Here is a 12,688-nt window from a genome sequence, read left to right on the forward strand (position 1 = left end):
ATCCTTCTGCGCCGCTGAGGGCGCCGGCGAAGAGGACCCAGCGCGGCCGCAAAACTGCGTCGAGTCAGCGTCATCGAGGACCCTTCGGGTAGCCCGTGAACGTTCACGTGAACGTTCACGGGCTACCCGAAGTCTCACCCCCTCCGGCCGTGACTGTCAAGCTGTGCCCAGGTCACGGCCCTTTGAGGTAGGTGAGCACGGCCAGCACGCGGCGGTTGTTGGTGTCGTCGGTGATGCCGAGTTTGCCGAAGATGGAGGTGGTGTACTTGCTGATGGCGCTCTCGCTGAGGAACAGCCGCCGGCCGATGGCGTGGTTGGCCAGTCCCTCGGCCATCAGGGCGAGCACCGAGTGCTCGCGTTCGGTGAGCCGCTCCAGCCGCCGGTTGGACGTGCCGCTGGCCAGGAGTTTGGCGATCACGGCCGGGTCGATCGCGGTGCCGCCGCCTGCGACGCGGGTGAGGGCGTCGATGAACTGGTCGGCGTCGAAGACGTTCTCCTTGAGGAAGTAGCCGACTCCCCCGGCGCCGTCGGCGAGCAGCTCGCGGGCGTAGAGCTGTTCGACGTGCTGGGACAGGATCAGCACCGGCAGGCCGGGGATCTCCTTGCGGGCGGCCAGCGCGGCCCGCAGTCCCTCGTCGGACTGGGTGGGTGGCATCCGGACGTCGACGATGGCGACCTCCGGGCGGTGGGTCAGCAGCGCGTCCAGGGTCTCCGGTCCGGTGCCCGCGGTGGCCACCACCTCGTGCCCGAACGCCTCGAGCAGGCGGACCATGCCGTCGCGCAGCAGGTAGAGGTCCTCGGCTACCAGGATTCGCATGGCACCATCATCCGCGCTTGAGTCGGGCCGCCGGGCGGGCTGTTGATCTCCAGGGTGCCGTCGAAGACCGCGAGGCGGCGGCGCAGTCCGTCGAGTCCGCCGCCGGGCCGGGCGAGCGCGCCGCCCCGGCCGTTGTCGGTTAGGTCGACGACGATCGCGTTGTCCTGGCGGCTGATCGCGATCCGGGCTTGGCCGGCGTGGGCGTGTTTGACCGCGTTGGTGAGCAGTTCGGCGATGCCGAAGTACACCGCGGACTCGATCGGCGGGTCCAGGGGCGGCAGGTCCTCGGCGCTGACCTCGGTTTCCAGGGGGCTGTCCAGGGCGAGGGCGCGCACGGCGTCGGCCAGGCCCCGTTCGGTCAGCACCGGTGGGCTGATTCCCCTGACCAGCTCCCGAATTTCGGTCAGCGAGGTGGCGGCCCCGGTCCGGGCCTGCCGCAGCAGCGCCTTGGCCTGGTCCGGGTTGGTCTCCATGAGCTTCTCCGCGGTGGCCAGGGAAAGGCCGAGTGCGACCAGGCGGGCCTGCGCGCCGTCGTGCAGGTCCCGTTCGATCCGGCGGATCTCGGCGGCCTGGGTGACCGTGGCGTCCGCGCGCTGGGCGGTCAGCTCGTCCACCCGGTCGGCCAGCGCCATGGTGACGGAGGCGCGCAGGAACCGGACGGCCACCGGTTCGAGGGTCCGCCAGGCGTACGGGGAGGTGACCACGGCTACCAGTAGGCCGAGCACGCCGATGGTGGGCGACTGCTGGACCAGTCCGAGGACCGCGACCGCCACCCCGGCAGGCGGGACCGCGGCGAGCACGCCGACGGTGACCGGCGCGATCGCGGTGAAGCGCAGGTCGCGCCAGGTGGCGGGATCGCTCCACCACAGCCGCAGCCGCTGGTCCTGGCGGGCGTCCCGGCTGGTCCGCTCGTAGGAGAAGCCGTTCCACCAGTACCCGGTGGACATCCGCACCACCGGCGCGGCCTGCCGGTACCCGCCGGGGATCACGGTGCCGGTCCACCTGATTACGAGGCCGCGAGTCAGCTTGCACACCGGACGGGACAGCGCGACGGTGCCGATCCCCGCCCAGGCGAACGGCGCGAGCCAGGACCACGGGCCAGCGCCCCACCAGATCCACAGCCCCACCGCGGCCGCCCACAGCACCGGGACCAGCAGGACGACCGCCAGCACAGCGCAGGCCCGCAGGAAGCCCGTGCCGGCACTGGCCAGCCAGGTCACCAGCTTGCTCATGGTCCTTCCCCCTCCAACGGCTCGGTGTGTCCACTGTGCACCCGCGGGGCCAGATCCGGGAGTGGGGCCAGACCCACTCCGCCGGGCGGCCAGACCCATACCGGCCCGGCCGCGCGCTGCCTAGCGTCGGGTCCACATCGGACAACGCAGGGAGCGGAAACATGAGCACAGTGAAGAAACTCGTCGCCGTCTACGGGGCGATCAGTGTCGCGGTCCTCGCCGTAGTGATCATCCTCTCGGCCACCGGCGGTGCGGTGAGCTCGTTCATGTGGGGCCGCGCGGGCGGCATGGTGGCCAGTGCCGTGGTGACCTACTGGCTGGCCGAGCACGCCGCGCGCGGGGCCCGGTGGGCGTACCTGCGGGTGCGGATCATCTGCGTGGTGGTGCCGATCGCGGTCATCGCCATGGACAGCGTTCCCGGCGCGCTGCCGGTGTGGTTCGCCGGGACGCAGATCGCGGGCGCGCTCGCCCTCATCCCGGCCGCGGTCCTGGTCAACCGGGCCGGGCTGCGCGCGGCCTTTCCCAAGCCGAGCTGACCGGTCACTCCTCGGTGGCGCTCGCCCTCCCCTCCGCGGTGTAGCGCAGCAGGAAGGCGAGCACCCCGGCGATGGCCGCGGTGATGCAGGCCAGGTCGGTGACCGGGCCGCCGAAGGTCTTGACCAGCGAGCCCGAGCCGATCAGCAGGCCGAGGGACTGGCCGGCCACGGCCAGCACCCCGGCGAGCAGGAACGCGAGCAGGCACAGGCGGGTGGCGGTGAGCAGGACGCGGTGCACGGGCGCACTCTCCTTCGCGGTCAGCTGGGCAGCCACAGCACGCCGACGGCCAGCAGCACGCCGAAGAGCAGGGTGGGCAGCAGGTAGTAGAGGACGACCGGGACGAACACCCGCACCGGGTTGATCTCGGCTATGCCCGCGGCCACGTACAGCGGCGCGGCGCCGGGCGGAGAGCAGCCTTCCGAGGAGGCCCAGACCAGGATCGCGGCGAAGGCCACGTGCGGCGGGATACCGGCCGCGGTCAACGCGGCGAAGGCGACCGGGCCGACCGCGGCCACCGTGGAAGTGGTGTTGAGCGGCCCGGCCACGACCACGATCACCAGGCCGACCACGATGGCCGCGACCAGCGGCGACACCCCGGTCAGCCCGGCCAGCAGCGGGGTGAGCTGGGTGCCCAGGCCCAGGGTGCTGAGCACGTTGGAGGCGGCGAAGGCGGCGATCATGGTGACGCCGACCAGGCCGAGCTTCGGGCCGACCCGGCCCAGCAGTTCCCACCACTGGGCCCGGCCCGAGGGCAGGGACCGCCGTTCCACCAGGAGTCCGGCCAGCAGCAGCACCACCGGCAGCCAGACCAGCAGCGGGACCTCCTTGGCCACCGAGACCCCGGTGTGCGCGGAGACCAGGTCGCTGGTGGGCGGCGCGGTGAGCAGGACCGGCACCGCGATGGAGGCCAGCACCAGCAGCGAGGTCCAGCCCGCGCGGAAGGTGCGGCGGAACGGGTGCACGTCGGCCGGGTTCATCGCGCCCACCCCGCGCCTGGCCACGATCGCGTAGGCCACGATCAGGCGCATCACCACCATCCACGCGCCGGTGACGAACATGGTGGCGACCATGCCGCCGGTGCCCAGCACGGGCAGCACGGTCGGCGCGGCCAGCAGGATGAAGAACGCGCCGCTGAACGGGAAGGTCGCGCCGACGCCCGCGTTGCCGGACAGGACGAGGGCGGCGGTCTCGCCGCTGGCGCCGGAGCGCTTCATCCACGGGATGGTGATGGAGCCGATGGTGGCCACGATCGCCGCGCCGTTGTGCGCGACCGCGCCGAACAGGCCGGAGGCCACCGTGGCGGCGTAGGCCGAGCCGCCGCGGCGGCGGCCCAGCACCGAGCTGAGGATGTCCACCAGGCGCTGCACCAGGCCGGTCCTGGTGAGCAGCTCGCTGACGAAGACGAAGGCCAGCGCGGCGAAGGTGATCTCGGACTTGAGCCCGTCCACCAGGCCCTGCCAGCCGACCGCGAGCGCGTCCCGGCCGGCGAACGCGGCGGTGACCAGGAAGCCGACCACCATCGCCTCGCCGATGTTGCGCTTGAGCACGGCGTTCCACAGCACGATGGCGGCGATGAAGGCCACCAGGGCGTACACGGCGTTCATGCGGGCAGCAGCCCGGCCTCGGCGAAGGCGGCGGACGCCTCCGGGCCGGTGAGGAAGTCCAGCAGCGCGGCGGCGTGCGGACCGGTGGTCACGCCGAGCGCGATGGACAGTTCGCTGTACTGCTGGACCTCCTCCGGCAGTGGTCCGGCGATCCGGGCTTCCGGCACGAAGGCCAGTTCGCTGAGCTGTTGCACGGCCAGGTCGGCGCGGCCGTCGAGCAGGGCTTCGGCGGTGAATCCCTTGGGCAGCACGGTCGCGCGGGCGTTCACCTGCTCCGCGATGCCCAGCTCCTCGATCAGGTTCGCGAAGTGGAGGCCGCTGGCTCCGGTGCGGGAGTAGGCGACCGAGCGGGCCGAGGTGAGCACGGTTCGCAGATCGTCCACTGTGGACAGGTCGGGCAGGCCGGCGTTCGCTGGCACGGCAACGCCGATGCCGCTGCGGGCCAACGCTTTCTGGGAGGCCGGGTCGATGGCACCCAAGTCGGCCAGTGCGGGGAAGGCCCCGGAGATCGCGATCAGCACCTCCGGCCGCGCGCCCTCGGTGATGCGGTTGACCAGCACGGTGGTCGGGTCGTAGCTGACCTCGACGGGCGCGGCGGTGAAGGCGGGCAGCACCGCGTCCAGCGCGGTGCGCACGGAGAGCGCGCTGAACAAGGTGAGGGGTGGCTGGGTCATGGCGGGTCCGTTCGGCTGGGGACGAGGGTGGTGGGCAGGCCGCGGGTGAGCAGCAGGATCGCGGCGGTGTGTTCGAGCTCTTCCAGGGCGTCGAGCGCGGTGTCCGGGTCGCGGCCGCAGACCACGGGTCCGTGGTTGGCCAGCAGCAGGGCGTGGTGCTCGCGGGCGGCCTCGGCCACGAGTGGGCCGAGCGCCCGGTCGCCGGGTGCGTGGTAGGGCAGCAGCGGCAGCCTGCCGATGCGCAGGGCGAAGTAGGCGGTTAGCGGGGGGATGGCGTTGGCGGGGTCGAGTCCGGCCAGGCAGGACACCGCGGCGGAGTGGGTGGAATGGGTGTGCAGCACTGCATTCGCCTGCGGGCGCTGCCGCAGCACGGCCGCGTGCAGGAAGGCCTCTTTGGACGGTGGCGGGCCGCTCACATGCCGTCCGTCTGAGTCGATCTCGGACAGCTGCTCGGGGGTGAGCGAGCCCAGGGACGCGCCGGTCGGGGTGATGAGCAGGTGCTCGCCCGCGCGGATGGAGACGTTGCCGGTGCGGCCGTGGGTGAGTCCGCGCGCGTGCAGCGCTCGGGCCGTGGCCACCACCTGTTCCCGCAGTTGGCGGGTCATGAGCCCGGCCCCGACGCGGTGGCCAGCAGGCCGGGGTCGCCGAAGTTGCCGGATTTGAGCAGCAGCGAGGGATGTGCGGGGTCGACGGGCTTGATCCAGGGCACGCCGGGTGCGGCCTCGGTGCCGACCGCGCCGCCGCGCACGCCCAGCGCGGCGACCACCGCGCCGGAGGTCTCTCCCCCGGCGGTGATCAGCCTGCGGATGCCGCGTTCGACCAGGCCGAGCGCGATCAGGCCGGTGGCGCGCTCCAGGATTCGCGCCGAGTTCGCCACGCCCAGGACGTCCTGGACCTGGCGGAGTTCCGCTGGGCTCATGGAGGAGTAGATCAGCGGGCCGTCCGCGCCGGTGGTGTCGAACCAGGCGAGTGCGCGGGCGGCAAGGGCCTCGGGATCGGGGATGGCGACCGGGTCGAGGCGGTGGGCGGGCCTGCCCTGGCGGAGCAGCTCCGCGACCTGTTCCAGGGTGCGGGCCGAGCAGCTGCCGGAGAGCACCGCCGCCGGTCCGCTCGGATGGAAGTCGTCCTCGGGTGGCTGACCGCTGCCGGTGGCCGCGGCGATTCCGCCCGCCAAGCCCGCCGCCCCGGCGACCAGTGGCGCATTCGCCAGTACCCGGCCCAGCACCAGCAGGTCTTCCTCGGTGGTCGCGTCGGCGAGCAGGTAGCGGGCGGTGGCCTGCCGGATCGCTTGCCGCACAGCGGTTTCGCCCGCGCGCACGGTGTCGTGGGTGAGCAGGTCGACTGGCTGGTGGAGCTGGGCGTGCAGCAGGTGGACCAGGTTCGACTCGCGCATCGGGGTCACCGGGTGCTCGCGCATCGGCGAGTCGGCCAGCAGCTGGTCGCCGACGAACAGGTGGCCGCGGTACTGGGTGCGGCCGTGCCGGGGCGAGCTGGGCGTGGTCACCACGGGGTTGGCGTCCAGCGCGGCGGCCAGCGCGGCCAGCACCGGGCCGATGTTGCCGTCGCTGGTGGAGTCGAAGGTGGAGCAGTACTTGAAGTAGACCTGCCGGACCTGCCGTGCGCGCAGCCAGGCCAGGGCGCGCAGCGAGTCCGCGACCGCGGTGGCCGCCGGGGCCATCCTGCTGGTCAGCGCCACCACCACGGCCTCCTCCGCGGGCAGGTCCGGCTCCGGCACGCCGAAGTAGAGCAGGGTGCGCAACCCGTTGCGGCGCAGGGCGACGGCCACGTCGGTGGCCCCGGTGACGTCGTCGGCGATCACCCCGATCATCGGCCCACCAACGCCTTCAGCCGTTCCGCCGCGCTGCGCGGGCCGGAGAACACCGGAAGTCCGGTCCGGGTGGCCAGCGGCCCGGTGGCCGGGGCGAGGGTGTACTGGGCCAGCAGCACAGCGTCCACAGTGGACATATGGCGTTCGCAGGCCGCCAGCAGGACCTCGGTCAGCTCACCGCCGGTCGCACCGAACGCGGTTGGCGCGTGCACGCCGGTCACCTGGATTCCCGGTGCACGGCCGCGGAGCCGGGTGACCGAGTCCCGCAGCGCGGCCGCCACGGAGGCCAGCACCAGCACCCGGCGCGGGCTGAGCGCCAGCAGGTCGTCGAAGGCGGCGTCGTCCGGGGCGAGCACCGGCACCGGCGCGGCGCTGGCGCGGGCCAGCTCGCCGTACAGCGAGCAGGTCAGCAGCACCGCGTCCGCACCGCCGCGCACCGCGTAGTCGATGAGTCGCCGCATCCGCTCGGCCAGGCCGGGGGTGAGGCCGTCGCTGGCGTCGGCCAGCAGCTTGTCGTCGAGCAGGGTCCACGGCTCGGCGGCCGGGAACCGCTCGGCCAGCGCGGCCGTGGCCGGGCCGATCGCGCCGGGGGTCGCGTTGATCAGGGCCACCCTGGTCATCGGGTCTCCTGTCTGGTCCAGCCCAGTCCGTCGGGGCTGTGCGGGCGGTACTCGCAGCCAATCCAGCCGTCGTGCGCGCGCAGCGCCTCGAACACCGCGGGCCACGGGATGTCGCCGGTGCCGGGTTCACCGCGGCCGGGGACGTCGGCGATCTGCACGTGGCTGGTCAGCGGCAGGAACTCGGTCAGCGCGGCCAACAGGTCCGGTTCGTCCTGGTGGGCGTGGTAGACGTCGAATAGCAGGCCGACATGGTCCGCGCCGACCGCTTCCACCGCGGCGGCGGCGTGTGCCTGGTCGTCGAGCAGGAAGCCCGGCGCGTCCCGTTTGTTCTGCGCTTCCAGCACGATCCGCACGCCGGAGTCGCGGGACTGCTGGGCCGCCCAGGCGATGTTGGCCACGTAGCAGGCGAAAGCGCGGTCGCGGCTGAGGTGCGCTGGCCGTTTTCCGGCTGGCACGTGCAGGAACGAGGCGCCCAGCTCGACCGCGTAGCCCAGGCCGAGGGCCAGTCCGGCGCGGAACTCGGCCCTGCGCTCCGGCAGGCAGGCGGTGCCCACCTCGCCCGGCCCGCCCAGCGGTGAGTTGATCAGCACCTGGGTCAGGCCCGCGTCGGCGAGCCTGCGGCGCAGCGCGGCGACCGGGTGCGGATACGGGTCGGGGTACTCCACGGCGGTGAACCCGGCGGCGGCCGCGGCCTCGAAGCGCTGCTCGAAGGGCAGTTCGGTGAACAACCACCTGAGGTTCGCGGCCAGCCGCGCGGTGCCGATCACCGGGTCACCCGCGCGTACTCGGGGTTGACCAGGTGCCGGGGTGCGCGGCCGTGCAGCACGTCGAGCACCTGCCGGGCGGCCAGCAGGCTGGAGCGGGAGCGGGCCTGGGTGGTCGCGCCGCCGATGTGCGCGGTGACCAGCACGTTGTCCAGACCGCGTAGCCGGCTGTCGTCGGGCAACGGCTCCTGGGCCAGCACGTCCAGCGCCGCGCCGCCGAGGTGGCCCTCGGTCAGGGCGTCGGCCAGGGCGTCCTCGTCGACCACCTCGCCGCGGGCGGTGTTGATCAGGAACGCGCCGGGTTGCATGGCGCGCAAGGCTTTCGCGTCGATGAGGCCCCTGGTGGTCTGGTCCAGGAACAGGTGCAGGCTGACGAAGTCGGACCCGGCCAGCAGCTCCGGTAGCGGCAGGACCGGCACCCCGGTCTCGGCCAGGAAGTCGCGGTCCGGGAACGGGTCGGTGGCCAGCACGCGCATGCCCAGCGCGAGCGCGAGCCGGGCCACGGTCTGGCCGATCGAGCCCAGCCCGACCAGGCCGAGGGTCGCGCCCCGGAGTTCGAGGCCGCTGCGCTGTTCCCAGTCGCCCGCGCGGACCCCAGCGATGTTCTGCGGGATGTGCCGGGCGCAGTTGAGCATCAGCGCGAGCACGTGCTCGGCGACCGAGCGGCGGTTCGCGCCGGGGGTGTGCGTGACGGCGACGGCGTGCCTGGTCGCCGCGGCCACGTCGATGTTGTCGTAGCCGGCCCCGCAGCGGCCGAACACCTTGAGCCGGGGCGCGGCCTCGATCACCTCGGCGGTGAAGGCGTCCGTGCCCGCCACCACGCCGTCCGCCTCGCGCACGGCCTCGGCCAGCGCTTGGCCAGTGGCGCGACGGTGGGCCGCGGAGGCGAAGACGGTGGTCAGCCCGGCTTCGGTGAGCAGCCGGTCCACCTCGCCGCCTGGCTCCAGGTAGGGCGTGGTGATGAGAACGCGGAAGGTCATGCGGAAACTATAGGATCGATGTCAATAGTATAGTTTCGGCGAGCGGGATATCGTGTCGCGACGACTAGGAGGGCGCATGGCTTCCCCGCGGAGGTCCGGTCGGCAGCCGCTCGCGGACCGGATGTACGAGGTGCTGCTCGCGCAGTTCACCGACGGAAAGTGGTCGGCGGGGGAACCGGTGAACATCGGCGCGCTCTCCCGCGAGCTCGACGTCAGCCAGACCCCGCTGCGTGAGGCGCTGGCCCGCCTGGAGCACACCGGGCTGGTGCAGCGGGAGGCGCTGAAGGGCTACCGGGTCGCGCCGCTGCTCAGCGAGCAGGAGCTGGTCAAGCTGATGGACGCCCGGCTGGTGCTGGAACCGGCGCTCGCGCACGAGGCGGCCCGGCGCACCACCCCGGAGTTCCTGGCCGAGGTGCTGGCGAGCGTCGAGGAGCTGGCCAGTGCCGCGAAGTCACCGGATGACAAGGTGTTCAGCTCCTACTGGCTGATCGACGAGCGCTTCCACCAGCTGATCACCACCCAGGCGGACAACCCGTTCCTGGCCAAGGCATACCGCGCCCTCGGCGGCCAGGTGCAGCGGTTCCGGTTCTTCGCCAAGCTCGGCTCGGCCCGCGGCGCGCCCGGTCTGGCCGCCGAGGAGCACCGCGCGGTGTACCAGGCGCTGGCCGAGGGCGACCCGGAGCGGGCGGCGGCGCGGATGCGCGAGCACATCGAGAACGCCAAGCAGCGGGTGCTGGCCGACCGGCGTTCGGTGGAGGCCGGCGGCTAGTGTCCTGAGTTGGAAGTGCGGTGGCGGTATCGGCGGTCCAGCTTTCCGCTGGGCGTGCCGAGGGGAAGCCCTCGTACCGGGTTGTACGTGGGCTTTCCGGCGGTGCGGTCAGCGGGAAGCTGGGCCGTCGAGACCGCTGGCGCACTTCCGACTCAGGACACTAGGCCGAGCCGCGCAGGCGCAGTTCGCCGCGCACCACCAGGTCCTCCGGCGCGGCGGCGCGGTCGCCGGTGAGCAGGCGGGCCACGTCCTCGATGGCCAGCCTGCCCAGCCGGGTGGTGTCGATGGCCACGCTGGTCAACGGCGGCTCCACCAGCGCGCCCAGCTCAAGGCCGTCGAAGCCGATCACCGCCAGGTCGGCGGGCACGCGCAGGCCGAGCTGCCGGGCCTGGCGCAGGGCGCCGATGGCGATGATGTCGTTGAAGGTGAACAGCGCGGTCAGCTCCGGGTGCGCGGCGTGCAGCTCGGCGAAGGCCGCCGCTCCCCCGGCCACCGACTGGTCCGCGCCGAGCACCCAGGCCGGGTCCAGCTCCAGGCCCGCGGCGGTGGCGGCGGACCAGAACCAGCGCTGGCGGATGCTGGGCGCCGGGCGGCGGTTGTGGTCGAGCATGCCGATCCGGGTGTGCCCGGCGGCGATCAGGTGCGCCACCGCCTCGGCGATGCCCTGCTCACCCTCGATCCGGATCGAGCTGAACCCGGGGTTGCGGTGCTCGCGGCCGAGGAAGACCACCGGCAACCCGCCGATGTGCCGTTCGATCTCGGCCTCCGGCTGGCTGAAGTAGCCGACCACCGCGTCCACCTGGGAGCCGATCACCCGCAGCGTGGCGACCTCCTGCTCGGCCTGGTCCGCGGTGTCGTGCACGACCACGTGCCAGTCCAGCGCCCTGGCCGCCTCCAGCGCGCTGGCCGCGATCTCGGTGAAGAACGGGTTGCGCAGGTCGGGGATGACCAGGCCGATGGTGACGGTGTCCTGCCGCACCAAGCCCCTGGCGAACCGGCTGGGCCGGTAGCCCAGGGCCCTGGCGGCCTCCAGCACCCGCGCCTTGGTGCCACCGTCGATCTCGGCCTTGTCGTTGAGCGCGCGGGACACGGTCTGCCTGGACACCCCGGCAGACCGCGCCACGTCGTGGATCGTCACCCGCTTCATCGCCGACGAGTATGCCCTGACCTGCGCAGCCAACACTCGGCGGCGGACACGCAGAGCGCGAAGCTGGTCCAGGTCGCGATGGCGTAGGCGGTCTTCGGCTCGACCACCAGGAACAGGGGCACGGTGAGCACCCGGTCCATCATGATCGAGATGGTCAGGGCGAAGCTGCGGATCATCCAGCGCCGGTGCTCGCGGAAGCGCCGCCGCCGCGCGGCCAGGTAGGCGGGCGCGGTCACCCCCAGCCAGAGCACCGCGCCGGTCAGGTTGCCGATCATGGTCAGCGGCCCGCGTTCGCTGAGCGCGCCCACCACCAGCGCGGTCAGCCCGGCAGGCAGCACCCCGCCGAAGACGTAGATCCGCCCGACCCAGCGGTGCATGGGCAGCGACCAGGCGCGCAGCGCGGGCCAGATCTGGAAGCACACGGTGAGCAGCGCGATCGAACCGAAGATCACGTGCACGGCCAGCAGCGGGAAGTGCCAGTCCACCCCCGGCCGCAGCGGGGTGCGCGACTGGGCGGGATCGGGTTGCAGGTAGGGCGGCAGCGAGACCAGCACGAACAGCACCGAGACCGCGAGCAGTGGGACGGTCCAGGGTCGCCGCAACAACGGCTTCCGGGTTGCGCGCTCGCGCACAGTCGTCGTCACGGTGACCATCCCCCGTTGGATCGGCCACGTGCTCGCGGCCTCGGCACCGGGAACTCTGCCCGCGTCACCCTCCCCCGAGCCTCAGTCAGATCGACTGCACCTAGGGTCGGGCGAGTGATCCACGGCAGGCAGGCCGAACGCGCCGCCCTCACCGCACTGCTCCAGGACGCCCGCGCCGGGCGGGCCGGGGCGCTGGTGCTGCGCGGGGAAGCGGGCATCGGCAAGAGCACCCTGCTGCGGGACACCGAAGCCGCCGCCGAGGGGTTCGCGGTGCTGCGCTGCGCGGGGGTGGAGTCGGAGGTGCGGCAGCCCTTCAGCGGACTGCACCAGCTGCTGCACCCCGGGCCGCTGCCCCTGGACGCCCTCTCCCCCGCCGCCGCGACCGCGCTGCGCCGCGCCCTCGGCCAGGAAGAAGGGCCGCCGGGGTCAGAGCTGCTGTTGTGCGGGGCGCTGCTGGACCTGTTCGGGGCGCTCGCCGCGCGGCAGCCATTGCTGGTGCTCGTGGACGACCTGCAATGGCTGGACCGGTCCTCGGCGACCGCGCTGGTCTTCGCCGCGCGCAGGCTCGGCGCGGAGAACCTGGCCGTGCTGCTGGCCGTGCGCTCGCCGGATGAGTCCACTGTGGACATCGCGGACCTGCCGGAGCTACCACTGTCCGGTTTGGACAGTGCGGCCGCCGCCGGGCTGCTGGCCGAGCTGGACTGGCCCGCGCCGGAACCGGTGCGCGCGGCGGTGCTGGACCACACCGGTGGCAATCCCCTGGCCCTGGTGGAGCTGGCCGCGCTGGGCGGTCCTGGCGAGGTGGCCGAGGAGCTGGCGTTGCGCGGCACGCTGCCGGTGGGCGCGCGCATCCGGGCCGCCTTCCAGCGCCGCCTGGACGCGCTGCCCGAGCAGGCCCGCGCGGCACTGCTGCTGGCCGCGGCCGAGGACTCCGGGCGCACCGCCGTGGTGCTGGGCGCGCTGCCCCGGCTCGGGCTAGGGCAAGAAGGTGGACTGGCAGCCGAGCCCGGAGCCCAAGAAGGAACAGCCACCGGCTGAGCGTCCGCGGGAGACCGGCGGCGGATCCGGTGGC

Annotated in this window: 15 protein-coding genes; 3 read left to right on the forward strand and 12 right to left on the reverse strand. The window is 73.0% G+C overall.

Features of this window, described 5'->3' with window-relative positions:
• Positions 1–172: 172 nt before the first annotated feature.
• Positions 173–817 carry a response regulator transcription factor gene (locus ACWDY5_RS40925; RefSeq protein ID WP_449727507.1) on the reverse strand — a complete coding sequence of 215 codons (645 nt, stop codon included), beginning with the start codon at positions 815–817 and terminating at the stop codon, positions 173–175.
• On the reverse strand, positions 802–2,049 hold the full coding sequence (locus ACWDY5_RS40930; RefSeq protein ID WP_449727508.1) for a sensor histidine kinase: 1,248 nt from the start codon (positions 2,047–2,049) through the stop codon (positions 802–804). The genes ACWDY5_RS40925 and ACWDY5_RS40930 overlap by 16 nt, the downstream gene beginning before the upstream one ends.
• 161 nt (positions 2,050–2,210) lie before the next feature.
• Between ACWDY5_RS40930 and ACWDY5_RS40935 the strand changes: the two genes are divergently transcribed.
• Entirely contained in the window at positions 2,211–2,585 is a 375-nt protein-coding gene (locus ACWDY5_RS40935) for a hypothetical protein (protein ID WP_449727509.1), read from the forward strand.
• Positions 2,586–2,589: 4 nt separating this feature from the next.
• On the opposite strand, the gene ACWDY5_RS40940 is transcribed toward ACWDY5_RS40935, so the two are convergent.
• From ACWDY5_RS40940 to ACWDY5_RS40975, 8 genes are read right to left on the reverse strand one after another with little or no spacing between them, the layout of a single operon-like run.
• Entirely contained in the window at positions 2,590–2,823 is a 234-nt protein-coding gene (locus tag ACWDY5_RS40940) for a hypothetical protein (protein ID WP_449727510.1), read from the reverse strand.
• A 20-nt stretch (positions 2,824–2,843) separates the two neighbouring features.
• Complete coding sequence (locus tag ACWDY5_RS40945) at positions 2,844–4,190, reverse strand: TRAP transporter large permease subunit (protein WP_449727511.1); 1,347 nt, start codon at positions 4,188–4,190, stop codon at positions 2,844–2,846.
• On the reverse strand, positions 4,187–4,864 hold the full coding sequence (locus ACWDY5_RS40950; protein WP_449727512.1) for a molybdate ABC transporter substrate-binding protein: 678 nt from the start codon (positions 4,862–4,864) through the stop codon (positions 4,187–4,189). The genes ACWDY5_RS40945 and ACWDY5_RS40950 overlap by 4 nt, the downstream gene beginning before the upstream one ends.
• Positions 4,861–5,469 (reverse strand): class II aldolase/adducin family protein, encoded by a 609-nt coding sequence (locus tag ACWDY5_RS40955; RefSeq protein ID WP_449727513.1) that lies wholly within the window; start codon positions 5,467–5,469, stop codon positions 4,861–4,863. The genes ACWDY5_RS40950 and ACWDY5_RS40955 overlap by 4 nt, the downstream gene beginning before the upstream one ends.
• Complete coding sequence (otnK, locus tag ACWDY5_RS40960; protein WP_449727514.1) at positions 5,466–6,692, reverse strand: 3-oxo-tetronate kinase; 1,227 nt, start codon at positions 6,690–6,692, stop codon at positions 5,466–5,468. Before otnK ends, ACWDY5_RS40955 begins: the two co-directional genes overlap by 4 nt.
• A complete protein-coding gene (locus ACWDY5_RS40965) occupies positions 6,689–7,312 on the reverse strand; it encodes a hypothetical protein (RefSeq protein WP_449727515.1) in 624 nt (207 codons plus the stop codon). The genes otnK and ACWDY5_RS40965 overlap by 4 nt, the downstream gene beginning before the upstream one ends.
• Positions 7,309–8,079: a hydroxypyruvate isomerase family protein gene (locus ACWDY5_RS40970; protein ID WP_449727516.1), complete on the reverse strand. Its 771-nt coding sequence runs from the start codon at positions 8,077–8,079 to the stop codon at positions 7,309–7,311. The genes ACWDY5_RS40965 and ACWDY5_RS40970 overlap by 4 nt, the downstream gene beginning before the upstream one ends.
• Positions 8,076–9,056, reverse strand: a complete 981-nt coding sequence (locus ACWDY5_RS40975; protein WP_449727517.1) for a phosphoglycerate dehydrogenase — start codon at positions 9,054–9,056, stop codon at positions 8,076–8,078. Before ACWDY5_RS40975 ends, ACWDY5_RS40970 begins: the two co-directional genes overlap by 4 nt.
• A 76-nt stretch (positions 9,057–9,132) precedes the next feature.
• Here ACWDY5_RS40975 and ACWDY5_RS40980 point away from each other — a divergent pair, with 76 nt between their 5' ends.
• Positions 9,133–9,825 (forward strand): GntR family transcriptional regulator, encoded by a 693-nt coding sequence (locus ACWDY5_RS40980; RefSeq protein ID WP_449727518.1) that lies wholly within the window; start codon positions 9,133–9,135, stop codon positions 9,823–9,825.
• 160 nt (positions 9,826–9,985) lie between these two features.
• Here ACWDY5_RS40980 and ACWDY5_RS40985 read toward each other — a convergent pair whose 3' ends face one another.
• Entirely contained in the window at positions 9,986–10,972 is a 987-nt protein-coding gene (locus tag ACWDY5_RS40985) for a LacI family DNA-binding transcriptional regulator (protein ID WP_449727519.1), read from the reverse strand.
• Entirely contained in the window at positions 10,969–11,616 is a 648-nt protein-coding gene (locus ACWDY5_RS40990) for a DUF2306 domain-containing protein (protein WP_449727520.1), read from the reverse strand. The genes ACWDY5_RS40985 and ACWDY5_RS40990 overlap by 4 nt, the downstream gene beginning before the upstream one ends.
• 114 nt (positions 11,617–11,730) lie before the next feature.
• Here ACWDY5_RS40990 and ACWDY5_RS40995 point away from each other — a divergent pair, with 114 nt between their 5' ends.
• Positions 11,731–12,654: an AAA family ATPase gene (locus ACWDY5_RS40995; RefSeq protein WP_449727521.1), complete on the forward strand. Its 924-nt coding sequence runs from the start codon at positions 11,731–11,733 to the stop codon at positions 12,652–12,654.
• Positions 12,655–12,688 lie beyond the last annotated feature (34 nt).

The organism is Crossiella sp. NPDC003009, from assembly GCF_053591555.1.

Bases quoted from the DNA above. Each gene is read 5' to 3' on its own strand.
- ACWDY5_RS40925 (WP_449727507.1), bottom strand. From the start codon at position 817: ATGCGAATCCTGGTAGCCGAGGACCTCTACCTGCTGCGCGACGGCATG.
- ACWDY5_RS40930 (WP_449727508.1), bottom strand. From the start codon at position 2,049: ATGAGCAAGCTGGTGACCTGGCTGGCCAGTGCCGGCACGGGCTTCCTG.
- ACWDY5_RS40935 (WP_449727509.1), top strand. From the start codon at position 2,211: ATGAGCACAGTGAAGAAACTCGTCGCCGTCTACGGGGCGATCAGTGTC.
- ACWDY5_RS40945 (WP_449727511.1), bottom strand. From the start codon at position 4,190: ATGAACGCCGTGTACGCCCTGGTGGCCTTCATCGCCGCCATCGTGCTG.
- ACWDY5_RS40950 (WP_449727512.1), bottom strand. From the start codon at position 4,864: ATGACCCAGCCACCCCTCACCTTGTTCAGCGCGCTCTCCGTGCGCACC.
- ACWDY5_RS40955 (WP_449727513.1), bottom strand. From the start codon at position 5,469: ATGACCCGCCAACTGCGGGAACAGGTGGTGGCCACGGCCCGAGCGCTG.
- otnK (WP_449727514.1), bottom strand. From the start codon at position 6,692: ATGATCGGGGTGATCGCCGACGACGTCACCGGGGCCACCGACGTGGCC.
- ACWDY5_RS40965 (WP_449727515.1), bottom strand. From the start codon at position 7,312: ATGACCAGGGTGGCCCTGATCAACGCGACCCCCGGCGCGATCGGCCCG.
- ACWDY5_RS40975 (WP_449727517.1), bottom strand. From the start codon at position 9,056: ATGACCTTCCGCGTTCTCATCACCACGCCCTACCTGGAGCCAGGCGGC.
- ACWDY5_RS40980 (WP_449727518.1), top strand. From the start codon at position 9,133: ATGGCTTCCCCGCGGAGGTCCGGTCGGCAGCCGCTCGCGGACCGGATG.
- ACWDY5_RS40985 (WP_449727519.1), bottom strand. From the start codon at position 10,972: ATGAAGCGGGTGACGATCCACGACGTGGCGCGGTCTGCCGGGGTGTCC.